This is a genomic window from Filifactor villosus (assembly GCF_042652965.1).
Lineage (GTDB): Bacteria > Bacillota > Clostridia > Peptostreptococcales > Filifactoraceae > Filifactor > Filifactor villosus.
Map to the genome: position 1 here is coordinate 39,501 of NZ_JBHSHL010000008.1, position 25,610 is coordinate 65,110.

The 25,610-nt window shown below is 44.2% G+C and carries 22 protein-coding genes; 18 read left to right on the forward strand and 4 right to left on the reverse strand.

Features of this window, described 5'->3' with window-relative positions; all coding sequences use genetic code 11:
- The first annotated feature begins 91 nt into the window (after nucleotides 1-91).
- The 13 genes from kal to ACFO4R_RS02660 all read left to right on the forward strand — a co-directional run bounded on the left by kal (nucleotide 92) and on the right by ACFO4R_RS02660 (nucleotide 15,973).
- Entirely contained in the window at nucleotides 92-475 is a 384-nt protein-coding gene (gene kal / locus ACFO4R_RS02600; protein ID WP_379787440.1) for a 3-aminobutyryl-CoA ammonia lyase, read from the forward strand.
- Between the two features lie 17 nt (nucleotides 476-492).
- Nucleotides 493-1,314: a 3-keto-5-aminohexanoate cleavage enzyme gene (gene kce / locus ACFO4R_RS02605; protein WP_379787441.1), complete on the forward strand. Its 822-nt coding sequence runs from the start codon at nucleotides 493-495 to the stop codon at nucleotides 1,312-1,314.
- Between the two features lie 65 nt (nucleotides 1,315-1,379).
- The gene (gene kdd / locus ACFO4R_RS02610) at nucleotides 1,380-2,420 is read left to right on the forward strand and encodes an L-erythro-3,5-diaminohexanoate dehydrogenase (protein ID WP_379787442.1); all 1,041 of its coding nucleotides are present in this window, start codon (nucleotides 1,380-1,382) and stop codon (nucleotides 2,418-2,420) included.
- Between the two features lie 254 nt (nucleotides 2,421-2,674).
- On the forward strand, nucleotides 2,675-3,922 hold the full coding sequence (gene kamA / locus ACFO4R_RS02615; protein ID WP_379787443.1) for a lysine 2,3-aminomutase: 1,248 nt from the start codon (nucleotides 2,675-2,677) through the stop codon (nucleotides 3,920-3,922).
- 1 nt (nucleotide 3,923) lies between these two features.
- Entirely contained in the window at nucleotides 3,924-4,937 is a 1,014-nt protein-coding gene (kamB, locus tag ACFO4R_RS02620) for a lysine 5,6-aminomutase reactivase subunit KamB (RefSeq protein ID WP_379787444.1), read from the forward strand.
- Nucleotides 4,934-6,394 carry a lysine 5,6-aminomutase reactivase ATPase KamC gene (gene kamC, locus ACFO4R_RS02625; protein ID WP_379787445.1) on the forward strand — a complete coding sequence of 487 codons (1,461 nt, stop codon included), beginning with the start codon at nucleotides 4,934-4,936 and terminating at the stop codon, nucleotides 6,392-6,394. Before kamB ends, kamC begins: the two co-directional genes overlap by 4 nt.
- 4 nt (nucleotides 6,395-6,398) lie before the next feature.
- Entirely contained in the window at nucleotides 6,399-7,949 is a 1,551-nt protein-coding gene (gene kamD, locus ACFO4R_RS02630) for a lysine 5,6-aminomutase subunit alpha (RefSeq protein ID WP_379787446.1), read from the forward strand.
- 10 nt (nucleotides 7,950-7,959) lie between these two features.
- Nucleotides 7,960-8,748, forward strand: a complete 789-nt coding sequence (gene kamE / locus ACFO4R_RS02635) for a lysine 5,6-aminomutase subunit beta (protein WP_379787447.1) — start codon at nucleotides 7,960-7,962, stop codon at nucleotides 8,746-8,748.
- Nucleotides 8,749-9,925: 1,177 nt separating this feature from the next.
- Nucleotides 9,926-11,371 (forward strand): Na+/H+ antiporter NhaC family protein, encoded by a 1,446-nt coding sequence (locus ACFO4R_RS02640; RefSeq protein WP_379787448.1) that lies wholly within the window; start codon nucleotides 9,926-9,928, stop codon nucleotides 11,369-11,371.
- A gap of 326 nt (nucleotides 11,372-11,697) precedes the next feature.
- Nucleotides 11,698-11,856 carry a hypothetical protein gene (locus tag ACFO4R_RS02645; RefSeq protein ID WP_379787449.1) on the forward strand — a complete coding sequence of 53 codons (159 nt, stop codon included), beginning with the start codon at nucleotides 11,698-11,700 and terminating at the stop codon, nucleotides 11,854-11,856.
- 567 nt (nucleotides 11,857-12,423) lie between these two features.
- The gene (locus tag ACFO4R_RS02650; RefSeq protein WP_379787450.1) at nucleotides 12,424-14,022 is read left to right on the forward strand and encodes a CTP synthase; all 1,599 of its coding nucleotides are present in this window, start codon (nucleotides 12,424-12,426) and stop codon (nucleotides 14,020-14,022) included.
- A gap of 46 nt (nucleotides 14,023-14,068) precedes the next feature.
- Nucleotides 14,069-14,314 (forward strand): (2Fe-2S) ferredoxin domain-containing protein, encoded by a 246-nt coding sequence (locus tag ACFO4R_RS02655; RefSeq protein WP_379787451.1) that lies wholly within the window; start codon nucleotides 14,069-14,071, stop codon nucleotides 14,312-14,314.
- Between the two features lie 156 nt (nucleotides 14,315-14,470).
- Nucleotides 14,471-15,973, forward strand: coding sequence for a 4Fe-4S dicluster domain-containing protein (locus ACFO4R_RS02660; RefSeq protein ID WP_379787452.1), 1,503 nt, complete (start codon nucleotides 14,471-14,473; stop codon nucleotides 15,971-15,973).
- Between the two features lie 508 nt (nucleotides 15,974-16,481).
- Here the strand turns inward: ACFO4R_RS02660 and ACFO4R_RS02665 are convergent.
- From ACFO4R_RS02665 to ACFO4R_RS02680, 4 genes are all read right to left on the reverse strand, one after another.
- Nucleotides 16,482-16,952 (reverse strand): DUF4259 domain-containing protein, encoded by a 471-nt coding sequence (locus ACFO4R_RS02665; protein ID WP_379787453.1) that lies wholly within the window; start codon nucleotides 16,950-16,952, stop codon nucleotides 16,482-16,484.
- A gap of 71 nt (nucleotides 16,953-17,023) precedes the next feature.
- Nucleotides 17,024-17,548 carry a transcription repressor NadR gene (locus ACFO4R_RS02670; protein WP_379787454.1) on the reverse strand — a complete coding sequence of 175 codons (525 nt, stop codon included), beginning with the start codon at nucleotides 17,546-17,548 and terminating at the stop codon, nucleotides 17,024-17,026.
- A gap of 9 nt (nucleotides 17,549-17,557) precedes the next feature.
- Nucleotides 17,558-19,648, reverse strand: a complete 2,091-nt coding sequence (locus ACFO4R_RS02675; RefSeq protein WP_379787455.1) for a heavy metal translocating P-type ATPase — start codon at nucleotides 19,646-19,648, stop codon at nucleotides 17,558-17,560.
- Between the two features lie 14 nt (nucleotides 19,649-19,662).
- A complete protein-coding gene (locus ACFO4R_RS02680) occupies nucleotides 19,663-19,911 on the reverse strand; it encodes a hypothetical protein (protein ID WP_379787456.1) in 249 nt (82 codons plus the stop codon).
- A 473-nt stretch (nucleotides 19,912-20,384) separates the two neighbouring features.
- On the opposite strand from ACFO4R_RS02680, the gene ACFO4R_RS02685 reads away from it, so the two are divergent.
- The 5 genes from ACFO4R_RS02685 to ACFO4R_RS02705 all read left to right on the forward strand — a co-directional run bounded on the left by ACFO4R_RS02685 (nucleotide 20,385) and on the right by ACFO4R_RS02705 (nucleotide 25,146).
- The gene (locus tag ACFO4R_RS02685) at nucleotides 20,385-20,939 is read left to right on the forward strand and encodes an RNA polymerase sigma factor (protein WP_379787457.1); all 555 of its coding nucleotides are present in this window, start codon (nucleotides 20,385-20,387) and stop codon (nucleotides 20,937-20,939) included.
- A 22-nt stretch (nucleotides 20,940-20,961) separates the two neighbouring features.
- Complete coding sequence (locus tag ACFO4R_RS02690) at nucleotides 20,962-21,789, forward strand: hypothetical protein (RefSeq protein WP_379787458.1); 828 nt, start codon at nucleotides 20,962-20,964, stop codon at nucleotides 21,787-21,789.
- 900 nt (nucleotides 21,790-22,689) lie between these two features.
- Nucleotides 22,690-23,526: a DUF2262 domain-containing protein gene (locus tag ACFO4R_RS02695; protein ID WP_379787459.1), complete on the forward strand. Its 837-nt coding sequence runs from the start codon at nucleotides 22,690-22,692 to the stop codon at nucleotides 23,524-23,526.
- A gap of 445 nt (nucleotides 23,527-23,971) precedes the next feature.
- Nucleotides 23,972-24,391, forward strand: coding sequence for a PPC domain-containing DNA-binding protein (locus tag ACFO4R_RS02700; protein WP_379787460.1), 420 nt, complete (start codon nucleotides 23,972-23,974; stop codon nucleotides 24,389-24,391).
- A 110-nt stretch (nucleotides 24,392-24,501) separates the two neighbouring features.
- Nucleotides 24,502-25,146, forward strand: a complete 645-nt coding sequence (locus tag ACFO4R_RS02705; protein ID WP_379787461.1) for an HAD family hydrolase — start codon at nucleotides 24,502-24,504, stop codon at nucleotides 25,144-25,146.
- The last annotated feature ends 464 nt before the right edge of the window (nucleotides 25,147-25,610 follow it).

Here is a 25,610-nt window from a genome sequence, read left to right on the forward strand (position 1 = left end):
GCCTGGACCACGTTCGGGTCGATAGATGGCGTTTTTTAATTGAAAGAAAATGTTAACAATTAAACAAATTCAGTACAAGGAGGAACATCTTATGGAATCGGTAATTCGATTGAGAATGAGTGCACATGATGCACACTACGGCGGAAACTTGGTGGACGGAGCGAGAATGCTTCAATTATTCGGAGATGTGGCAACGGAACTTCTGATCATGCAGGACGGAGACGAAGGACTTTTCAGAGCATATGAAAAAGTGGACTTCTTGGCACCTGTGTATGCGGGAGACTATATTGAAGCCAGAGGAAGGATTGTAGAGGTGGGCAACAGCTCCAGAAAGATGGAGTTTGAGGCGAGAAAGGTCATCGTACCCAGACCCGACATCAATGACTCTGCCTGCGATGTATTGGAAGAGCCTATTGTGGTATGCAAGGCTGTCGGTATCTGTGTAACACCGAAGGATAAGCAAAGAAAGAAGTAGGATAAGGAGGGGTGGAATTGGAAAAACTGATTATCACGGCCGCAATCTGCGGTGCGGAAGTAACAAAGGAAAACAATCCGAATGTTCCCTATACGGTGGAAGAGATTGCAAGGGAGGCGGAGTCCGCATATAAGGCGGGAGCGAGTATTATTCACCTTCATGTAAGAGAAGACGACGGAACGCCGACGCAGGACAAGGAGAGATTCAGAGCCTGTATCGAAGCGATCAAGGAGCGTTGTCCCGATGCCATCATCCAGCCTTCCACGGGCGGAGCGGTAGGAATGAGCGATCTTGAGAGGCTGCAACCGACGGAGCTTCATCCCGAAATGGCGACCTTGGACTGTGGAACTTGTAACTTCGGAGGAGACGAGGTCTTTGTCAATACGGAGAATACGATCAAAAACTTCGGAAAGCTCATGATCGAAAGAGGAGTAAAGCCTGAGGTCGAAGTTTTTGACAAGGGTATGATCGACTATGCGATCAAGTATGCAAAACAGGGATTTATCAAAGAACCGATGCACTTCGACTTTGTACTTGGAGTACAGATGGCGGCGAGTGCAAGAGATTTGGCATTTATGGTAGACAGTATTCCGGCAGGATCCACCTGGACGGTAGCAGGGGTGGGAAGACACGAATTCCCGATGGCGGCACTTGCGATCGTAATGGGCGGACATGTCAGAGTAGGTTTTGAGGACAATGTGTTTATCTCCAAGGGAGTGCTTGCAAAATCCAACGGAGAATTGGTGGAAAAGGTAGTGAAGTTGGCTGAACTCTTGGGCAGAGAAGTCGCTACACCCTCAGAAGCAAGAGAGATTTTGGGACTTGCTCCATTGAAGTAAGCACATCGGTACAGACACTTAAAAAGGTTAGGAAAAATTAAAATTTTTGAGAGGAGATCGTCATTATGAAAGGCAAAGGAAACAAATACGGAACACACAGGGTGATTGAACCGAAGGGAGTTCTTCCGCAACCGGCAAAGAAGATCGACAACGATATGAATATCTACGACAATGAGATCCTTATCGACGTACAAGCACTTAACATTGACTCTGCAAGCTTTACACAGATTGAAGAGGAAGCGGGACACGACGTTGAGAAGATCAAGGCAAAGATTCTGGAGATCGTAGGAGAAAGAGGAAAACAACAAAACCCCGTAACAGGTTCGGGCGGAATGTTGATCGGAACGGTTGCACAGATCGGGAAAGATCTTGAAGGTAAGATCGACTTGAAAGTCGGAGACAAGATCGCTACCTTGGTATCTCTTTCCTTGACACCGCTGAAGATCGAAGAGATCCTCGATGTAAAACCGGACATCGACCGTGTGGAAGTAAAGGCTCAGGCAATCCTGTTCGAGAGCGGAATTTATGCGAAACTGCCTGAAGATATGAGCGAAAACTTGGCTTTGGCAGCTCTTGACGTAGCGGGAGCTCCTGCACAGACTGCAAAACTTGTAAAACCGGGAGACAGCGTTCTGGTACTCGGAGCGGGGGGAAAATCCGGAATGATGTGCTGTTACGAGGCGAAAAAACGTGTAGGTCCGACAGGAAACGTTGTAGCAATCGTACGACGTGAAGAATCCGCAAAAGAGTTGTTGGAAGCGGGCTTTGTTCACGAAGCGAGAATTGCAAGCGCAACACAGCCGATCGAAGTATTGGAGGCTGCTTTGGATGCGAACAACGGACAAGAGTATGACATTGCAATCAACGTTGTAAACATTGAAAACACCGAGATGTCCACCATTCTTCCCGTTCGTGACAACGGTATCGTATACTTCTTCTCCATGGCTACCTCCTTTACAAAGGCTGCTTTGGGAGCGGAAGGTGTAGGAAAAGACGTTACCATGATTATCGGAAACGGTTACTCCAAAGACCATGCGGCGATTACCTTGGAAGAACTGAGAGAGTCCGAAACACTCAGAAAGATTTTTGAAAAGAAATATATGTAAGAAAGACATACCCATCTAAAAACCGGAACTTTGATATCGGAGAGTGTTGTCCTTTCCGATATCAAAGAAATCCAAACGAAGAACGGCATAAACTTATATAAAGCACCGCAAAATTATTGATCGGACTTTCTTTCCTTTACAAAACCCGTGTGCTCCGTTCCTTGCGAGCAACACAAACTTGAAAGAACATGATATAATTGTAGTGGGTGACGAACGATTATGAACCGAAAGAGAATTTTAAGGGGGATTAAAAAATGAAGGTTTACAGAAGACATGAATTGTTCCCGAATGTTACGGATGAACAATGGAACGATTGGAAATGGCAGGTAAAAAACAGGATTGAAACAGTAGAAGACTTAAAAAAGTTGATTCCTTTGACACCGGAAGAGGAAGAAGGAGCTAAAAAGACCCTTCAATCGCTCAGAATGGCTATCACACCCTACTACTTGTCCCTGATCGATATCAATGATCCGGATGATCCGGTCCGTAAACAGGCAGTTCCGTTGGAGCTTGAAACACACAGAAGTGCAGCGGACATCGAAGACCCGCTTCACGAAGACACCGACTCTCCGGTGCCGGGCCTCACTCACAGATATCCTGACAGGGTACTCATGCTGATTACAGATCAGTGCTCCATGTATTGCAGACACTGTACGAGAAGAAGATTTGCGGGACAACAGGATTCCGCGGTTCCCGTGTCTCAGATCGACAAATGCATTGAATATGTACGAAACACTCCTCAGGTGCGTGACGTACTGCTTTCCGGAGGAGATGCTCTTTTGATGTCCGATGAGAGATTGGAATACATCATCAGTGAGCTTCGCAAGATTCCTCATGTGGAGATCGTAAGGATCGGTTCTCGTACCCCTGTTGTTATGCCGCAGAGAATCACACCTGAGCTTTGTGCGATGCTCAAGAAGTATCATCCGATCTGGCTCAATACTCACTTCAACCATCCCAACGAGATTACCGAAGAGAGTGCTCGTGCTTGTGAAATGCTTGCCGATGCGGGTATTCCTCTAGGAAACCAATCCGTATTGTTAAGAGGAGTCAACGACTGTCCGAGTTTGATGATGAAGTTGGTACACGAACTTGTAAAAATAAGAGTACGTCCGTACTACATCTATGTATGCGACCTTTCCTTGGGATTGGAGCACTTCAGAACACCGGTATCCAAGGGTATTGAGATTATCGAGTCTTTGAGAGGACACACATCCGGATTCTGCGTACCTACCTTCGTAGTCGACGCTCCGGGAGGAGGAGGAAAGACTCCTGTAATGCCGAACTACATTGTATCTCAGAGCCATAACAGAGTAGTTTTGAGAAACTTCGAAGGAGTTATCACAACTTACGAAGAACCTGCAAACTACACTCCGGGAGTCAAGTGTCCGGAGTACGAAGGCGAGGTCAAAAAAGTCGGTGTAGCAAGCTTGCTGAGCGGACAGAAGCTGTCGCTTGAACTTAAAGATTTGGAAAGAGAAAAAAGGGGACATCACGAATAAAATGATTGCCGATATTGCGAAATACAAGACAATATCTATCACAGGCTTAGAAAAAAACGTGGGAAAGACTACGACATTGAACCAATTGATTGAAGAGGCCAAGGGTATTTATACCCTTGGACTTACTTCAATTGGGAGAGATGGAGAAACGGTTGACCGTGTGACCAAGACGGCGAAGCCGTCTATTTACATCTATACGGGGACTATCGTTGCAACTTGTAGGGAGTGTTTGAACAATTCGGACTTTACCATGGAGATCCTGGAAACCACAAAAATCCATACTCCTATGGGTAACATCATCATTGTACGGGCTCTAAGTGACGGCTATGTCGAAATTGCGGGTCCGTCTATCAACAAAGACTTGGAAGAGATCATAGAGAGGATGCAGGTTTACGCTCCGGATAAGGTCTTTGTCGACGGAGCCTTGTCCAGGAAGAGTCTTGCCTCTCCCAGTGTAGCCGAAGCAACGGTGATCGCTACGGGAGCTGCCGTTGTGGCCTCCATCGACAAGTTGGTAAAAGAGACCGTTCACACCTACACCCTGCTCAGTATACCGGAGTTGGAAGACGAGGAGTTAAAAGAGAGGATCGAAGCTTGTGAAGAAAAAGTCCTGCTCATCGACAAACAACGTGATATCAAAGCCTTTAACGTTCTTACGGCACTTGAGATCAACCGGGAAGTGCTCGATGCAATCACGGAAGATATGGATCATATTGTGCTCAGGGGAGCAATCACGGATCCTTTTTTGGAATCGATTATGAAATCGGTCACATGGAAGAAGCCGCTCTCTCTCATAGTGGAAGACGGAACAAAGCTTTTTATCAAGGCACAGACACTGGAGAAGATGAGGATAAAAAAGATGGAAATCTATGCCTTAAAAAAAATCAATGTCGTATCCATCACCGTCAATCCGACCTCGCCGAGGGGAGCAAAACTCGATAGCGGACGATTGATCCGCGCCTTACAACAGCAGATACCCTTACCCGTGTATGATGTAAAAGGAGAGATGATTTGAGATACTTAGATGAAGCACAGAGAAAACAAATCGGATTTCATTATATCTTGGAAAATCTGATTCTTACAACACCGATGGGAGTAAAGAAAAAAAGATCGGCTATGCCCTACGGGATAAAAGGCTATGAGGAACTCAAGAAGGAACTGGATTATGTTGAAGAAGTCATCGATCGGATCGGAAAGCATAAAGAACTCTTTGAGGAACTCACGGAACTGTTCTGCCGAGTCAAGGAGATCTCCAACTCCATACTTCGGCTCAAAAACGGTTCCACCCTGGACGATATCGAACTGTTTGAAGTCAAATATTTTTCAAAGTTATCGGACGATCTCAAACGACTCTATGAAGGATTGAAGCTTGAGATCGACTATATATCCTTCCATCCTTTGGAGAGGGTGTTTGCAATTTTGGATCCTGAGGAAAAAGGGGTCATGACCTTTCATATCTATGAAGCTTACTCCAAGAAACTCCAACATATTCGCTACGAGAAAAGGCAGTGGGAAGAAAAGATTGTGCGGGAAGAGGACGAAGCTTGCAAAAAAGAGCTGCTCGATAAGCGGATGGAAACCGTAGTTGCCGAAGAGGAAGAAGAACAGGTCGTTCGCCGCAGGATATCGGAAGAACTCAAACCCTATGCAGATCACATCCTACACAACCTTTCCTCGATAGGCGAGCTGGAATTTTTGATCGCCAAAGCACAACTGGCAGTCGAATGGGGGGCGGTAAAACCGGAGGTCACCAAGGGTGGCGTATTGTGTTTGGAAGAAGCGTCAAATCCAATGGTAAAAGACATCCTCAAGGAGAAAGATAAAGAGTTTACACGGATATCCATCGAGATGAATACGGGGGTCACTCTGATTACGGGAGCAAACATGGGGGGGAAAAGCGTTACAATCAACACGATCACTCTCAACGTCTTTCTTGCTCAACTGGGTTTCTATGTATTTTGCAGTAAGGCGATCGTTCCGGTCTTTGATTTTGTCTACTTTATTTCCGACGATATGCAATCAGTCGAAAAGGGACTGAGTACCTTCGGTGCCGAGATCATTCAACTCAAGGAAGTCGTCGGAGCGGCACGGGTCACAAAGGGCTTTATCGCTTTGGATGAGCTTGCTAGAGGGACGAACCCGAAGGAAGGCAAGGACATCGTACAGGCGGTCATCGCGTTTTTGAAAGAAAAAGGATCCTTCTCCCTGATTTCGACTCACTATGACGGGATCGATATGGAGGATACAAGGCATTATGAAGTCAACGGATTGAAGTACTTAGACTTTGACAAACTCAAAAAGATGATAGACTTGAACCGAACCAAGTCCGTGGATATTCTTCAACAGCATATGGACTATCATTTGGAAGAGGTACAAAGTCACGAGGTTCCCAAAGATGCGCTCAATATAGCCGCACTCTTGGGGCTGGACAAGGAAATCCTTGAAATTATAGAGAAATTTTATACGAGGTGAGAGAATGCAAAGCAAATTAAACTTGGATTTTACGTTGGTTGCGGAAGCAAAGGAATCTGCACGCAAGATAGCGGAAGAAGTCCAGCAATTTATTGATAAGAACACCACGGTGACGGTGGAACGTGCAGTCTGCCGTTTGCTTGGAATCGACGGGATCGATGAGTTCAAGGTTCCGCTTCCCAACGTTGTTGTCGATCATATCCACAACGGTGGCGGTCTCGGAGAAGGGGTTGCCTTCTATATCGGAAATGCAATGCTTCAAACGGGCTTGAATCCACAGGAGATTGCGGAAAAAGTAAGCAGTGAGGAATTGAACCTTCTGGAACTGCCGATTAAGGATGTCTTTGAAATCAAGATGAAAATCGGTGAAGTCGCAAAACAGATGGTTGATAGGATCGCTCAAAACAGAAAGGCGAGAGAAAACTATCTCTCCGAATTCGGAGACAAGACAGGGCCGTATCTGTACATCATCGTTGCGACGGGAAATATCTACGAGGATATCACACAGGCGGTGGCAGGTGCGAAACAGGGAGCGGACATTATCGCCGTCATTCGTACAACCGGGCAGTCTCTGCTTGACTATGTACCCTACGGAGCAACGACAGAAGGGTTCGGTGGAACCTATGCGACGCAGGAAAACTTCCGTTTGATGAGAAAGGCCTTGGACGAGGTAGGAGAAGAGCAAAAACGTTATATCAGGCTGTGCAACTACTGCTCGGGCTTGTGTATGCCCGAAATTGCTGCAATGGGTGCCATCGAAAGACTCGATGTTATGCTCAACGACGCACTCTACGGAATTCTTTTCCGTGACATCAATATGAAGCGTACCATGATTGACCAGTATTTCTCAAGAATCATCAACGGATTTGCGGGAGTAATCATCAATACCGGAGAAGACAACTATCTTACCACGGCGGATGCATACGAAGAAGCCTATACCGTACTTGCGTCTCAGTTTATCAACGAACAGTTTGCATTGTTTGCAGGTCTGCCTGAAGAACAAATGGGTCTGGGTCACGCCTTCGAAATGGATCCCGAATTGGAGAACGCCTTCCTCTACGAGTTGGCTCAGGCACAGATGGCAAGAGAGATCTTCCCGAAAGCTCCGCTCAAATATATGCCTCCTACGAAGTTTATGACCGGAAACATCTTCCGTGGACATATTCAAGATGCGTTGTTCAACATGGTGACGGTAATGACCAACCAAAAACTCTGCCTGCTCGGAATGATGACGGAGGCGATTCATACCCCCTTCCTGTCCGACCGTGCACTTTCCATTGAAAATGCAAGTTATATCTTCCGCACTATGAAGGATATGAGCAACGAGTTTGAATTCAAAAAAGACGGAATTATGCAAAGACGTGCTCAACAGGTATTGCAGGAGGCGCATGACCTATTGAAGGATATGGAAAAAACCGGTTTGTTCAAAACGATCACACTTGGAAAATTCGGTGGTGTGAAGCGTCCGATGGATGGTGGAAAAGGACTTGCAGGGGTAGTGGCAAAAGAGCAAAACTACTTCAACCCGTTTATTGAATTAATGCTGAAGAAATAGAGGTGAGAACATGAGCGGAGGATTGTATTCAACAGAAGCGAAAGATTATGATAAGACCCTTGACCTGACGAAGATAAAACCTTACGGAGATACGATGAATGACGGAAAGGTGCAGCTCAGCTTCACTCTGCCTGTAGAAGACGGAGAGAGGGCTGTCGAGGCCGCAAAACAGATTGCCAAAGCGATGGGGATTTCGGACCCTTCCGTAGCGCATCACGAAGCGTTGGACAAGCAGTTTACCTTCTTTGTAGTTTACGGCGGGATCAGTCATACGGTCAACTATGAAGAGATCGAAGTACAGACGGTAGCAGTCGATACCATGAGCATGGAAGAGGTGGATCAGTACATCAAGGACAACATCAAACGTAAAGTCGTTATGATAGGTGCAAGTACCGGAACGGATGCTCATACGGTAGGGATCGACGCGATCATGAATATGAAAGGGTTTGCAGGACACTACGGCTTGGAGCGTTATGAGATGATCGAGGCTTACAATCTCGGAAGCCAGGTGACCAATGAAGAGTTTATTCAAAAAGCGATTGAACTCGAGGCGGATGTATTGTTGGTATCTCAAACCGTAACACAAAAAGATGTCCACATCCAAAACCTTACGGAACTTGTAGAACTTATGGAAGCTGAAGGATTGCGTGATAAGGTTGTGCTTCTTTGCGGAGGACCTCGTATCAGTTACGAGCTCGCAAAAGAACTCGGCTACGATGCAGGCTTCGGACCGGGCAAGTATGCCGATGACGTAGCTACCTTTGCCGTGACGGAGATGGTGGAGAGAAACCTGATTTAAGAGTCGATACTAGTACCCGTTTTGATCAAGGATATCAGCAGTTCCTTTTCACAAAGCGCCGGAATTTTATAGAACCGGAGACTCCGACACTTCAACGGGATAGTATATAAGGGAAAATGTTCATTAGGGGAAAAAAGTACAAAGAGTACAAGGAGCGAAGGCTCCCTGTACTTTTTTTGTTGGACTATAATATAATTATTCTTTATTTGAACAATAAATAATACTATGGTTATACTATTATTTATTAGAATTGTCCGGTTTTGAAGTTTGCTAATACTGCTATTTTTTTGAATAGTGGATATAAACAATCTGTGAGCCATGTAGGACAATATGGTTTTTCGTCATCGAAAAATTGATATTTGGCTTTATACTACTATTCCTTTGAATAATGGATATCAACGATTTGCACTCCATAGAAGAGAAGACGAATTTTCGTGGTTGCAAAACAGATATAACCATACTTCTATCGAAGAATATTATTTCTTATCTCGGTTATAAACCGAAAGAATTCATATCAAAGTCAGAATTACCGTGAATTTCGACGTGCCGCTACAGTAGTATTCATTTCGTTTTTTATTTTCATTTACTATCAATTCCGATTTATCTCTATCCTTCCCATACACCTGATACTATTATTCTTTTGAGTTGTGGACATAAACGATCTGTGAGCCATAGAAGATAAACCGACTTTTCATGATTTGAAAAACAGATATATCCACACTTCTATTGGAGAATAGTATGACATTTTAATTGGGGTGTAGTATCAAAATATTTCAGGGAAATACATATTGTCTCCAATGGAAGAAACAAGGATTTTTTTGAGAAGAATTCAAAAGATAGTATATTTTAAATTTTCCAAAACTATATAATATGGGAAGAGAACAGCGTGAACAGGAGAAGATTATAAAAAGAAAATTCAGTCCAAATCCTTGAAACGCGTATATATCTTTGTGAATAAAATATGAACAAAATATGAACAAGTAGTTGTATTCGTCTTTTGTTTTTGTTATAATTGTAACATCAGTATAAGTACTTCGCACCACTACATAAAAAATTTATAATCAATCGTCAGAGAACGGCAGTTACAAAAAAATTATAAAAATTTAAATAATTGTGGAGGGTGTGTGTTACTTAATGGTATGTTATAACTATATAAAGTTGTAGGGGGATTATTATCATGAAAAGCTTTGTAAAACTAACTCCGGTTTTTGTGCTTGCAGCACTCATGATAGCCGGGTTTGATGCGCTGATCGCTGCACCGTTGGCGTGTCTGTATGCGGTAATCATTGCGTACATAACCGAGAAAGTCAAGGTATCGGAATCCATTGACGTAGCTGTTGAAAATGTAAAGCAGATCCAATTGGTATTTTTTATTCTTATGTTTGCTTATGCAATGGCGGAAGCGTTTATGCAAACCGGTGTAGGTGCCGCGGTGGTAAACTTGGCACTGAAACTGGGTCTGACCGGCCGTACGGTAGCATCCGTGGGTATGCTTGTAACGGCGATTCTATCCGTTGCAACGGGAACCTCTTGGGGAACCTTTGCAGCTTGTGCGCCGATCTTTTTGTGGCTCAACCACATTGTCGGCGGAGATTTGTTGTTGACGACCGCATCCATTGCGGGAGGAGCTTGTTTTGGAGACAATATCGGACTGATTTCGGATACAACCGTTGTAAGTTCGGGGATACAAAGAGTTGAGATCGTTCACAGAATCAGACACCAAGGTGCATGGTCGTTGTTCTGTTTGATCCTCTCCATCATTATTGTCTTTGTTTTGAGTACAGTTAAAGGTCTTCCGACGGAAGTCGGTTCGGTTCAGGCGGCAATCGATTCCATTCCTCCGGAAGCATATGCTTACATGGAAGAAGAACGACCTGCTGCAATCACACTGCTGAACCAAATTTCTTCCGGAGTACCGTACTATATGGTAATTCCGTTGATCTTGGTTATCGGTGTTGCTATTAAGGGACTTCCGACCTTGTTGTGTTTGGGGCTTGGAGTTCTAAGCGCATATCTTTTGGGTTTGGTAGCAGGTACGGTAGAATCTACAACAGGTTATTTGGAAATGGTTACTTCCTCCTTTGCGGACGCAGGTTCTTGGGTTATCGTTATGATGATGTGGGTATCGGCGTTTGGAGGAATTATGTCAAGAATTGCGGCCTTTGAGCCGATTTCCAAGTTTATGTTGAAGATCAGTGGAAATGTAAGACAACTTATGACATACAATGCAATCTTCTGCCTGCTCGGTAATGCAGCCTTGTCCGATGAGATGGCTCAGATTGTAACAATCGGACCTATCATCAGTGAGCTGGTTGACGAGAATGTGGAAGGAAGCGAAAAAGATATGTATACCCTCCACCTACGCAATGCGACTTTCTCGGATGCGATGGGAGTTTTCGGTTCACAACTTATTCCGTGGCACGTTTACATCGGTTTCTATATCTCGATGGCAAGTGCAGTTTATCCTCTACATGAATTCCAGCCGTTTGATATCATCAGATTCAACGTAATGGCTATGGTTGCCGTGATCTCGATGATTGTATTGACTCTCACCGGTTTGGACAGACTTATTCCCATGTTCAGGATGCCGGCAGAGCCTGAGGTTCGATTGGTTAAGAAATAAGACAACAGATAGAAGGATCCTTGTTGAAAAGCAAGGGTTCTTCTTTTATACCTAATACTGTTATCCGCTGCGGTGGACAGGTTGAATACTTTGAACTATCCTTCTCCAACTTGTTTTTCGTAAAGGACGTATTCTGTATACCCGGTATCTCATACTATTCTCCAATAGAAGTATGGCTATATTTGTTTTTTAACTCACAAAAAAAGGTTAATCTTCTATGGGTCACAGATTGTTCCTATCCACAACTCAAAGGAAGAGTAGTATAAGCGTCTCTTTTGTATCACAAAGAATACAAAGGTCGATTGTCTTTGTACGGAAATTCTGCGATGCAAAAGAAGGAGAGATATGCTCAAGGCTCTATGGGCGGAATTTGTGCAAGAGGAAAAGAAGGCTATCTGCAAATCGATTGTAAACAGGAAATATTATCGATACAAGGCAAACAAAATTTTTTTCAACATATTGAAGAAATGGGAGAAATGTGGTAAATTAAGATAGTTAATATCATGACAAATAATAAGAAGATTCCCCGAAACAAAGGGGGTTGATGTATAAGGACAGATTGCCCCCAGAGACCGAGGGCGGAACTGTCTTATTTTTTATGGAAGGATGTTTCATACTGTTCTCTGATAGAGGCGTGGTTATACCTGTCCTGTGACCACAAGCGTTCGTTTTATCTTCTATGGAGTACAAATCTTTGGTATCTATAATTCAAAGGAACGATACAGTGAAGAACGTATATTCTTTTTTTATTTAAACGGAAGATACGCAGAGCAGTAGTCGACAAAGCGATCTGTTTGTACGGATTTTGATTGACTACGGGCAGGATAACTGCCGAAAAGACCTGATTGTTTGTGGAACAAAGTCATAGACGCTGCGAGCAAAACACAAGAGATGTATTGTTTGATAAGGCGATTTTTGTTCTGCAATCAAGGAATATATGCTCGAGACTTACAGGCTTTACAGCATCGGTGTTTTCGTCAAGTTTTTAGTATGGAGAGCCGTTTTCAGGAAAAAGAGCGGAGTTTACAGGTTCAATCAGATGGAGGGAAAAGATGACAAAATATGTATTTGTTACAGGAGGAGTGGTCTCTTCCTTAGGAAAGGGAATTACAGCAGCGTCCTTGGGAAGGTTGTTGAAGGCGAGGGGATTGAAGGTATCGATCCAAAAATTTGATCCCTATCTCAACTTTGATCCGGGAACGATGAGTCCATATCAGCACGGAGAAGTCTTTGTTACCGAAGATGGAGGAGAAACGGACTTGGATCTGGGGCACTACGAGAGATTCATCGATGAGAACCTGTCCATCAATTCGAGCGTTACTTCGGGCAAGATCTATTATAGCGTGATCAGCAAGGAGAGAAAAGGAGAGTATCTGGGAGGTACGATCCAAGTGATTCCTCATATAACAAATGAGATCAAGGAGAGGATCCAAAGGGTAGCAAAACATAACGAAGTGGACATTGTGATTACCGAGATCGGAGGTACGGTCGGAGATATTGAATCCCAGCCCTTTCTTGAGGCCATCCGGCAGATGAAGTACGAAGTCGGCGAAGAAAATGTCTGCTATATCCACGTTACCTTGGTACCTTATCTGAAACGTGCGGGTGAAGTCAAGACCAAACCGACGCAGCATAGTGTCAAAGAACTTCGCTCCATCGGGATCCAGCCTGATATCGTCGTCTGCCGAACGGAAGAGAGATTGACACAGGAAATGAAGGATAAGATCTCCCTCTTCTGCAACCTCAAGCCCAATCATGTGGTGCAGAATATGGATGCGGAAACACTGTATGAGGTTCCTCTTATGCTTCAGGAAGAAAAACTGGACAAGCTGGTCATTGAACGATTGAGCCTCGAGGTGGGAGAACCGGACTTGAACGATTGGTTGGAGCTTGTGGAAAAGGAAAAAAGTCTGACTCAAGAAAAGACGGTTGCTCTCGTCGGCAAGTATGTAGAACTCAAGGATGCTTATCTGTCCGTGATCGAAGCCCTTCATCATGCGGGCTTGGCAAACGGAGTCAAAGTAAAGATCAAGTGGATCAATGCGGAAGAGGTGGAGACCTACTCGCAGGAAAAAATCAACGAAGTCTTTTCCAAAGTCGACGGGATCTTGGTTCCCGGAGGATTTGGAGACAGGGGGATCGAAGGGAAGATAGCCGCCATTCGTTATGCAAGGGAAAACAATGTGGCATTCTTCGGAATTTGCTTGGGAATGCAACTTGCAGTAATCGAATTTGCACGCAATATCGTAGGGCTTGAAGAAGCTCACAGCTCGGAACTCTGTGAAGATACACCTCATCCTGTCATCAACCTGATGCCCGAACAGGTAGACGTGGAAGAAAAGGGCGGAACCATGAGGTTGGGAGTATACCCCTGCAAACTGTCGGAAGGAAGCCTTTGTATGCAGGCCTATGGCGAACACCTTATTTATGAGAGACATCGTCACAGATATGAGTTTAACAATATTTATCGAAAGCAGATAGAAGAAAAGGGCATGGTGATCTCCGGAATGTCTCCGGATGAACGCCTGGTTGAGATTGTTGAAATTCCTGAACACAAGTGGTTTTTGGCCTGCCAGTTCCATCCGGAGTTCAAGTCTCGTCCGACCAAGGCTCATCCGTTGTTTAGAGAATTTATTAAGGCATTGAAGTAGAAACGGTGGTAGAAAGAAATCAAACATTTACGAAGGGGGATTTCGTATGAAACTTACAATCTGTATGGGGTCAAAATGTGTTATGGTAGGGGCCATGAATATTTTGGATCAGGTAGAAGAGTTGAAGGAAAGTATGGGATATGAGGATCTTACAATCGAAACTGTCGTTTGTATGAAGCACTGTAAGAAGGAAGAGGAGCAATGTCCGGTGGTTATGTTTGACGATGAGATTATGACCAATGCCACAACGGAAAGAGTGATGGAAAAAATCAGCCAAATGTATGCAGAGTAATTTCAATTCCGGAGGGCGGGAGTGAAGTTATCATAAAAAGTAGAATAGTGTATTTATGGATGTAAAGCAAGTCTTTCTGTTGTTCTATCATATGGAAGATGTTTTTCGCTTCTTCCGCTTTGAGCGGAAACTATCATAACCATTTGGGAGGGTAATATGTACGAATTATATGGAGATATTATAAATATTAGAAGAAAGGTTTTTTCCGAGGTTGCAAGGTTTGCCTATGCGGATGAGCCTGTTGCAAAGGCGATGGGGGAAGCAATCATCAAAATTGTTCCGGGAGAAGTCGCAAACCACAGAGACTCCATCTTCAAAGAGAGGGCCATTGTAGGGGAGAGGCTTCGTCTGACTCTTGGACTTCCGGTGCGTACCGCTGCCGAACTTGGTGTTTTGGCTGACGGGATCGACGAGGTAAACGTAGGGGTAAGAATGTATAAGCCGCCCCTTGTAAATGTGATCCCCTTCGCCTGTGAGGCTTGTCCGACAAAGACGTACGAGGTGACCGAAAATTGCAGAAAATGCCTCGCTCACCCTTGTATCAATGTATGTCCGGTCAATGCGATTTCAATGAAGAAAACCAAGACGGAAATCGACAAGGAGAAATGTATTCGTTGCGGAAAATGCAAGGAAGCTTGTCCGTACAATGCCATCATTATGTATGATCGTCCTTGTGCGGTTGCCTGCGGAGTCAATGCAATCGGCAGCGATCACTTGGGTCGTGCAAAGATCAACGACGAAAAATGTGTGTCTTGCGGTATGTGTATTTCCCATTGTCCTTTTGGAGCGATCTCGGACAAGTCTCAGATCTATCAGTTGATCAAATCGATCAAGCAGGGAGAACGAAGACATCTGGCAATTGTCGCACCCGCCTTTGTAAGTCAGTTCGGTCCGATTGTATCTCCGGAACAGGTCTTTGAGGGAATTAAAAAACTGGGCTTCGACGATGTGATGGAAGTGGGTCTCGGTGCAGATATTGAGACGATAAAAGAAGCAATGGAATACATCAATGAAGTTCCCGAAAAAATTCCTTATATGGGAACCAGTTGTTGTCCGTCCTGGGCGGCGATGGTGGATAAGATGTTCCCCGATTTGAAACAGTATATCTCCGATTCGGCTACACCTATGATAGCAACGGCAAAATATATTAAGAAAAACGACAACGATGCGAAGATCGTCTTTATCGGACCCTGTATCTCCAAGAAATTGGAAGCGCTTGGCGAAAAGGTCCAGGAGTATGTTGACTTCGTCATCACTTTTGAGGAATTGATGGGAATGTTTACCGCACAGGATATCGAGTTGAGCGAGCTTGAGGTAACCGAAAAAATCAACGATTGTTCCAGCTTGGGAAGAGGCTTTGCAGAAAGCGGCGGAGTTGCAAATGCGGTCAAAAACGTGATTGCGGAGCTCGATCCCGGAAAAGTCGTCCTCTATGAAAAAGCCAACGGTCTGCATGAGTGCGTGAAGATGCTTCGTCTGGCGAAGGCAGGCAAAAAGAATGGGTACCTTCTTGAAGGAATGGCATGTGAAGGAGGTTGCATCGGAGGTCCGGGAACCCTTGCATCTTTGGCTCGAGCACAAAAGGCTTTAAAGGCCTTCAAGGATCAGGCACAGTACCGGACACCTACGGTAAATCCTCTGGTAAGCAACGACAAATAAAGGAGGGAAGTTCGAGAGAATATCGACTTCTTTGAAGAAACAACAAAAAAGCTCCGACGGATCGTCGGAGCTCTTTATTTGCCAAAATACCGTTGATACTATTCTCCGCTTATACTATTTTTCAATAGAAGTATGGATATATCTGTTTTTCAATCTATGAAAAATTGGTTTATCTTTTATGGTCGCAGGTCGTTTATATCCACAACTCAAAAGAAGAATAGTATTAATGTCGCTCTTCGTTTGAAGAGTCGGGTACGAGACGTACAGGATTACGGAAAAACAATGTAGTTCAACTTATGAATGTTAATACTATTATCTATTTAAAATTGTCCGGTCGTGAAGTTTGAATTCTACGATTACTCTCAATGTTTTCGACAAATATATGTTCTGTTTACCCTGCGTTTTAAACGGAGAAGAGTATAACGCAGGACAGCATAACAAACACTTGCGCCGATAACGGACAATCAAAGAGATAGCGTCATATGTTCGAATTGCCGTAAATGGAAGACTATAACAAGGCTTCCATCCTTTCGATCAGAGTGTTGATATGTTCCGACCACTCTTCATAAGAATTGCTGTCCTTCCACAACTCAACGATTTCGCGTTCTCCGTCTTCGTCGGGGACCTCGTTTTTGATGTCGTAGAGATATTGCAGAAGAAGACGAAGAGAGGATGGATCTGTCGAAAATACCTTGACCTTGCTCCAAGGACCTTCTTCATCACTGTCATCATAGTCCGTTCCGATAAATCCCGATTCTTTGGACCAGGATGTGTACAGTTCTGCAATGGCAATGGCATTGTTATCATATGAAAAATCAATATCTTCAAGGGTTTCACCCAAATAATCCTCTTCTTTGAGGAACTCGATGATCTCGGATAGAGAGATTTCCTTGCGTTGAGCAAGGTAATCTTCTTCTAAAGAATAAAGCAGATCCAAACCTTCGTCGCTTTCACAACTTTTAATACCCCATGCTCCCATAACTTTCCTCCATTCAAATTGATTTCATATGCCATCTCCCGCTTTCACTTGGAGATCGACACTTCTATTTCTTATTTATCTTTGTTGAGATCGACATAGACACCCAGTTCGATCAGAGCCTGCTCGATTTGAGAGAGCTCTTCCTGTGAATCTGCAGTTACGGTGTGGAAGTGAACGCCTCCTGTCAGCGAAGTGAGGGGCAAAGCGTTCGTACTTCGGAACAAGTCTAAAAACTCTTTGACATCGCGCCTGGATTTCAAGTACATCTCAACCGTGATCTGTCCATAAATTTCGTGCTCAATGGTAGTGTTTCGCACACAACCTCCATAGTCCACAATGGTGTTGAGTTCCTCTTCCATCTCTTCATAGTCGTGCTTTACGCAGAAGGTCCTGTGATGAGCGTAGGGCATTTTCTGGATGAGATAGCCCTTGTTTGTAGACAGGATGGGGTGGCTTTCCGCCCGCAAAATAGCAATATCCTGAACAATGACCTGTCTCGAAATGGAAAAGAGTTGTGCCAATTCCGTTCCGTTGACAGGAGACGATGAATTAGATAGGTAAGATAGAATTTGATTTCGCCGTTTGTTCCCGTCCATAAAATCTCCTTACTGTTTTTCGGCAGGGAAGTAACGTTTGGTCGAATCCAAGGCTATGAGCGTTGTACTTGCATTATGAAGAAGGGCAACGGTTCTTGGAGAAATCAAATGAAAAATTCCCAGACCTAAAAATAATGTGTTTGCAAAAATAATCGTTCTGAAATTGGAATGAATACGTTGAAGCATACTTTTTCCGAGTTTTCGAACAAAGAGGATGTCGTTGAGCCGGTTGGACAAAATAACGATGTCCGAGACTTCTCTTGCAATGTCCGAAGCATCTTTTAAAGTGATCGATACATCCGCCGCCGAGAGGGCGGGAGAGTCATTGATCCCATCTCCGACCATAATGATGGACGGATATTGTCTGCGCAGAGTCTCGATGAGTTCGACCTTGTGCTCGGGAAGGACTTGATACTTAAAATCATCGATCCTCAAAAGAGAGGCTACATAACTTGCCGCATTTTTTCCATCTCCCGTAATCATCCATGTCTTGCTGATTCCGTCATCTTTTAGGGAAGCGATCATATTCTCGGCCTCGGGTCGAGGAGGATCGTCGATACAGATAAAACCGGCAAGAACTCCGTCGATACCGAGGTAGATTAGGGAGGAATGTGACTGGTGTTGTTCGATCAATCGCCGTTCGTCTTCACCTAAGAATACGTTCTCGTCCTCAAAGACAAAATGATGTGAGCCGATCACGGCTTTTTTGCCATGGAGGGTCGTTGTGATCCCGTGGGCGACGATGTACTCGACCTTGGCATGTTCCTCTTCGTGATGAAGCCCCTCTTCTTCCGACTTTTTGACGATGGCTTTGGCGACGCTGTGGGGGAAGTGTTCTTCAATACATGCCGAGATACGCAATACCTCCTGTTTGGTATAATCTCCGAAGGCGATGACGTCGGTCACGGTTGGAGAAGCGCTTGTGAGGGTACCGGTCTTGTCGAAGACAATGACCTCCGATTCCGCCATCAGCTCCAAATACTTGCCTCCTTTGACCATTACTTCGTGCATCGAAGCTTCTCGGATCGCTGCAATAACCGAGATCGGAGTTGCCAACTTGATGGCACAGGAGTAATCGACCATCAGCACCGACAGTGCGGTAGACAGGTTTCGGGTAAAAAGATAGACAAGACCTGAAAGGAGGAAGCTGTAAGGTGCAATCGAATCCGCGATATGTTCCGCCTTTGAATGAATGGAGGCCTTTCGTTCTTCTCCGGTGTCGATCATCTCGACAATGTGATTGATCCGGCTGTCTTGAGACAGGGCTCTTACCTTGAGGGTCAGGCAACCTTCAGAGATGACGGTGCCGGCAAAAACGGTAGAGCCGGAGCTCTTAGCAGCAGGAACGGACTCGCCTGTCATCGAAGATTCGTCTACGGTGGCAAGGCCTTCGGTTACTTCTCCGTCGAGAGGGATCATCATTCCTGTTTGCACTTGGATGAGGTCTCCGATCGAAATGCTTGAGAGGGGAACGAGTTCGGTTCGCTCTTTGTCGACCTTCCACACTTTGTCAACGTTGATAGACAAGCTGTTCGACAGATCGAGTTTCACCCTTTCCTTGGTGTAGGACTCAAGGATCTCCGAGACCTGCAGAAGGGTCATTACCGATCCGGCCGTGGAATAGGAAGACTGGAGGATGGAGATCCCGATCGAAGCGGCATCCAATACGTCCACATTGACCTTTCCTCTTCGCAGACTCTTCGTGCCTCGTCTTAAAAAAGACATATATTTCTTTATCAACATGAATCTTCCAATCGGAGAAGGGATGAAGGTTCTTATTAAAAACCGTCTGAAGAACAATTGAAAGAGATCTCTCTCAAACCGTTTTTTCAATTCCCTGTGAGGATCGGGGGTGACCGGCTCCTTTGATTTCAAACAAGCTCTATCCATTGAGGAAATGTGTTGAAGGACTTCCTCCTTGCAGTCCGGAAGATATCGGATCAGTAAACTTCCCGTGTCGGGATTTACTTCGGCATATTCGACCTTGGGATGGACTCGTATACAGTCTTCCACTCGATAAGCATCCTCGGTGGAAAAACAGTGTTTGGATGTCATCAGTCTCAATCTTCCCGGAATGGAGTGTACAATACTATACTTCATACAGACTCCGATACTTACTCAAAAATCTCATCAAGAGCCGTGTTTTTTGCCTGTTGCTCCGCTTCGGCAAACATATCCGAGGCTTCCTCTTTTACACCCTCATAACAGCTCAAGATCTCTTTTTGTACCTTCATACCCTTTGCAATGGAGGTAACGGCAAGACGTCTTACGCTCCCGGATTTTTTAAGAGAAGCACCCAGGGCAGAGAGCAAAACTCCTCCTACCAAAAAGGCAATATTTTTTCTGTCAACATAGTTTCTCATAGTTCAACATCCTTTCTTTGTGCATGACCAAGGAAAGATCGCACAGAGGCAAAAGGCGGTTCCTCCTTCTTATCGGTAGAGTCGGAGGACGAAAAGAACAGATTAAATAATGCTGCAATATCGTCGAGAACCTTCGATTCTTCTGTGTGAGATCTCCTTAGAAATATAAAAATAAGTGACCCTATCGTTCTTTAGGGTAAAGAGATGTAACGTATTTTGTCGGAGTCAAGATACGTTGTCGTCCTTACATAAGAATATAGATATTATCAATATATCACTTTGTTCTAACAGTGTCAATATAAGCAAATGTGAAGGGTAGGCCAGTTTTTCAGCCTAAAGCTTGTGATTTTCCTCTGAGTTTTGAAAAAAATGGAGCAAACGTAGTATAATTTCAAAATAATGCTCATAAATATCAAACTTTTTTTGCCTCCGCTCGCTCTTAATGGTAGGTGGCACCGAGAAGGGAGGAAGAGATGAAGGAAAAAGAACTGATAGAAAGCTTTCAAAACGGAAATGATGAGGCCTTCGATGAGATTGTTACCCTATATCAGCAACGGGGACTAAGGACGGCCTATCTGATCGTCGGCGATCAGAGCGATGCTCAAGATGTCCTTCAGGATACATTCGTAAAAATATATCTCCATAGAGATCGGTTGAAAAACAGTGAAGTGTTTTCTTCGTGGTTTTATAAGATCTTGGTTCGGACCGCTTGGGAGGCAGTGCGTAAGAAAAAGAAGGAGGTAGCTTGTGAGGATACCCTGTTCTGTGACAAACGGGACGAGAGTACCAATGTGGAGGAGGAGATGATCCGTCTTCAACAGAGCGATGAGATCAGGCAGGCGATCGAGAGCCTGTCCTTGGAGCAGAGAACCGTGGTCGTTCTATTCTATTATCAAGGTTTTTCAATAAAAGAAATAGCAGGGATGACAGGAACGTTGGAGGCGACGGTAAAGTCGAGAATGTTTTTGGCGCGCAGGAAATTACGTAAGCTATTGAGCGCGGAGGTGAAGGTCCTTCGCTGTCTGTAGGCTTGAAAGGAAGGAGAAGAAGATGAAGGATGCAAGAGGTTTCTTCAGAGGAGCGAAGAAGGGACCTTCCCAAAAGCAGGAAGACGTTCTTTTCGATAGGTTTTTGTCGGAAGGTTTGGGAAGGATCGCTCAAGAAGTGGATGTACCGAAGGATTTTTCGGTAGATATCAGAGGTTTGAAAGGAAGGGAAGAAAAGATGAAAACAAAGAAAACTTCAAGATATGTGTTGGTTATGGCGATCGTATTGTGCTGTATCAGTGCAACGGCATTTGCAGTCGGAAGTATGGCGGGATATATCGGACACTCTACGAACAGAGGAACCACCATGCCGACACAGGAGAAGATGAAGGAGTATTTGGGAGAGGTGCCCAAGGTCGTAAGTGAATTTGAAAACGGCTACAAGTTTGTCGATTATGCGGAAGGCGAAAACTCCATGGTCGATGATCAGGGTGAAAAGCTTGAAACCGTAAAAGAATATATGTTCGGTTTTGAAGATGCGACAAATCCCGGAAGAAATGTCAGCCTTCTTGTATCTCAGAAATTTATGCGATCTTCCGAGGAAGATGAAAAAGGAGTGGAAGATATTGAAATCGGAGGCAAAAAAGCCGAACTCTACGAGATGGATTACAAGTTTGTTCCTCCCAATTATGAACTGACCGCCGAAGACAGAAAGAAGCAGGAAGATGGAGTGCTTGAAATTTCGTATGGAAGCGACAAGGTGGAAGAAGAACATACGACTATTGTATCTTGGGAAGAAGGAGGACTTGATTACAGCCTGATCTACTCCGGACAATATGAGTTGAGGGCACAGGATCTGATCGAGATGGCGGAGGAAGTTATAGCTAAGTAGTGTGTGGACATATTGAAATCCGCGTTGATTTTTTCGAGTAATACGATTCTCCGTTTGAACTGCCGGATGTATAGAATATATAATGAACGAAAAACCGCTTGCAGGATTTATAGTTCAAAACATTCCACCTGTCAATTTTAGCAGATATATAGTACAAAAATATGGAACAAGTTTGACGATCAAGGTGTCGAGGAGTGGAGAAAAAAGCTTTTGGTTTGGACTCGGGGGTTCAAGTCAAAAGCTTTTTTGCCGGCGTAATGACAGATTGATATTCAGCTGTATTTCTTATCTTCATTACAAATCAAAAGAATTTATAATCGGTTTCAGAGTTACTATGAATTTCAACGCGTCGTTGCACCGGGAAAATTCCAAATACGGTGTGAATATCGGTTTTTCTCTGAAGTTATAACGTGCAAAAGTTTTTCGAATCAATGTTTTAAAGGATTTCACCCTTCGTCATAACGTTGATTGTATGCGGATTTTTGGAGTTGTACGGTATTTTCTTCATTCTTCATATAGAACAAAGCTTCCTCTATTCCTTTGATTTGTGCTGTATTTTCCGAACTGTCTTATCGATAGAAAAAGATTTTTTTGTAAAGGTTTCTGTGATTATATCCTTGTGCTACAATATTAAAGAACGTAAGGAGAGTGCATACTATGGCTTCTTTAGAATTGCCGGTTTGCAGAGAACAGTATTTACCAAGCACGGATGTATCTCGGAGAAGTTTCACACACAAAGATACCCGTCGTTTTTATGACGAAACTTTGAGGAACAAATGCTTTTTAGGATGTGTTTATCCGAATAAACGAATCTCGGTATCGTCTTAGGGTTTATTCCTTTCCTACGGATGGCATTCTTAGTGGAGAACACTGTCAACAAAGAGTTGCAAGGAGGATATCATGGCTTTTGAAGAGTTTGAAGTCTTATACGAAGAGGAAGAACGGGAGATTGTCGTTCTACGTCATAAAGGAGGCGGAGGAGCAAAGCATAACGACTTCTGGGTAGGATCCGCGTACTTTCTGGCTTATGTAGATGAAGAGGGTCGGTTGCACAACAAAGAAGGAAGGTTGGTATGGCCCGTAACCGAAGAAGAGAGCAAAAGGGGAGGCTGTTTCGGAAAGTTTCGTGATGAAACCATCTACCGGATAAAGGCCAGACGCCTCAAAGACAGGAAGGTGGAAGAAGGGATGATCGAGTCCTTTTTCAACCGATTCTATGCTGTGCAGATCTTGGAGGAGGATGCTTCTTGTGAGGTTTTGGAGGAAATTCTGGAGGATTACCGGACGGAAGTGGTCATCGAGGATGAATTGCTTGGAGAGCTTACATTGAACAAGGATTTTTCGGAATTTGAGGGAGAAATTACTTGGGCAGGACAACCTCTTTGCATTTCGCTTGAAGTCGATACGGATGACGAGGAGAGTCAAAGGCGGACCTTTGAACATATGAAGAAGATGGTCGCAGAGCAGGAGGAGTGGAACGAGAAGATGCTCGATCTCGCTGCGATGGAGTTGGTAGAACTTGCGAATGAGTGGAGGCTCGCGGAAGAAGAAGGGGAGAAGAAGCCGGTTATTACAAAACAGGATTTTATCACCCGTATTCAGATCCGAACCTTGTGTATGCAAGAGGAAGGCACCTTTGTCGCATATTATGATGACGACGATATGTTTTGGGGGCATTGTATCACTGTGTACGGAAGTTTGGAAGAGGGAGTTGAAACTGCCCAAATAGAGGGTTGAAGGAACAGAGACGTCGGAGACTTACGGCGATGTCGCATAATTCAAAAAAACGGGAGGAGTCAAGTTTTTCTTGGACAAATGAATCCTCGAAAGCTTTGGTTTAACAGAATCTCTACATCTCGCCGAACAATATGGAAATCAGTTCGCAGCTTTGGTCGGTACTTCCTATATTGATAAGGGAGGAAAAGTGCGTTGTTTCTTTGAGGTGTTTCTCTGTGAGGGGAGATAAGAGGGAGTTTGCAAAATCGGGCAGAACTGCTTTTGCATCAAAAACGGAGATATGGAAAGGATCTATTTCACGGGGCTTTATATTCTACAAAACAATGGCGGAAGTAAGGTGTGCTCTCGAGGCTATGCTCAAAGGGCAAAGATCAAACGGAGGGTTTGATCAGGATGATTTAGGATGATCCTAGGAAGGATCGTGGATGATGGAAGGAGATAAGAGATGAAGGCAAAAAAAGAAGGAAACCTTCTGGTCGTAAGAGTGGACAGGGGAGAAGAGCTTGTTGAGAGCATTGAAAAAGCCTGTAGAGAACATAAGGTAAAAACAGGGATCGTCTCGGGCATAGGAGCGGTATCGAGCTGTGCCATGGGAGTCTTCAATGTGGAGGAAAAGAAGTATTATAAAAACGAGTTTTCGGGAGCGCTCGAGATCACCAATCTCACGGGGAATGTGACAACGAAGGACGGACAGTTATACCTTCATCTGCATATGACGGTGGGAGACGATAAGGGAGCTGCATTCGGCGGTCATTTGAATGAGGCTGTGGTAGGCGTAACCGCAGAGGTGTTTATTCTGATGTTTTCGATGGAAGTAGAACGGGAGATGGACCCGAACATCGGGATCAACACGATGGTTTTGTAAGGTGGATAGAAGGAACGGTTCTTTTTGCTACTGAATAAGAATCTTCCTTCATCCTGTGTTTATGGGAATGTTCTTTTTAAAGAGATTGATTTTGGGAGGAGAGGAAAACCGTGAATACTTATATTTTTGATTTGGACGGAACTCTAGTCGATTCCATAGAGTCCATTGCCTACTTTGCAAACAGTGCTTTGGAAGAATACGGAATCCAAAGTGTGGAAGTAGAAAAATACAAAGGCTTTGTAGGGGATGGAGCGAGAACTCTCATTCGAAGAGCTATGGAGTATAGAGGAAGTTCGTCTCCTGAATTGCTGGAACAAGTACTTCGCAGATACAATGAGACTTATGATGACAACTACCTTTATCTATGCAAAGTGTATGAGGGGATCGATGACTTGATAAGGACTTTGAGAGATAGAGGCTTTAAGACGGGGGTCTTATCCAATAAACCGCACAGCACTACGGTCAAGATCGTGGAAGCTCTATTCGGAAAAGAGAGTTTCGACTTTGTTTACGGGCAGAGGGAGGGAGTTGCATTGAAGCCTCATCCGGATTCGATCTTGAACCTGATTGAAAGCCACAGCTTAAAAAGGGAGGACTGTGTCTATGTCGGAGACACTATGACGGATGTTATGACGGGCAAAAACGCGGGCATATTTACGGTCGGAGTGTTGTGGGGGTTTCGAGACAGGGAGGAATTGGAGACCTACGGAGCGGATAAGATTGCGGCACTTCCCGTGGATGTGATTGTAGGATAAGGTTTTGGGAAGATGTCTGTCGGGATCTGCTAAGACGAAATTCATTACTCGTAAAACGCTCCTCGGAATCAGACATCTCTCCTTGTTTTTTCTTCAATGGGAGAACGGAACATTATGAAAAAGATAAACCGAGAGTTTTGAATTCTAATGTGAAATAAAAAGCAAAAAAGCTATTGACAAAAAAAGGGGAAGGTGATATATTAATACTCACCATCGCGGGGCCCGAGAAGAGGGCTTAAAAAAAGACGAAAAAAAGTATTGACAGAAGGAAAAGATGATGGTACTATATAAAAGCTGTCGGGTGCGACAGAGATGAACCTTGAAAACTAAACAGCAGACAACAAGCAAATAGAAATATTTGCAAAGAACAAACCATATTGCAACGTATTTTTTGACAAATCCAAGGGAAGCGATAAGCTTAACTGTGAGAGTGAGAAAAAGACGAAGCAAGACCAGTGAATACT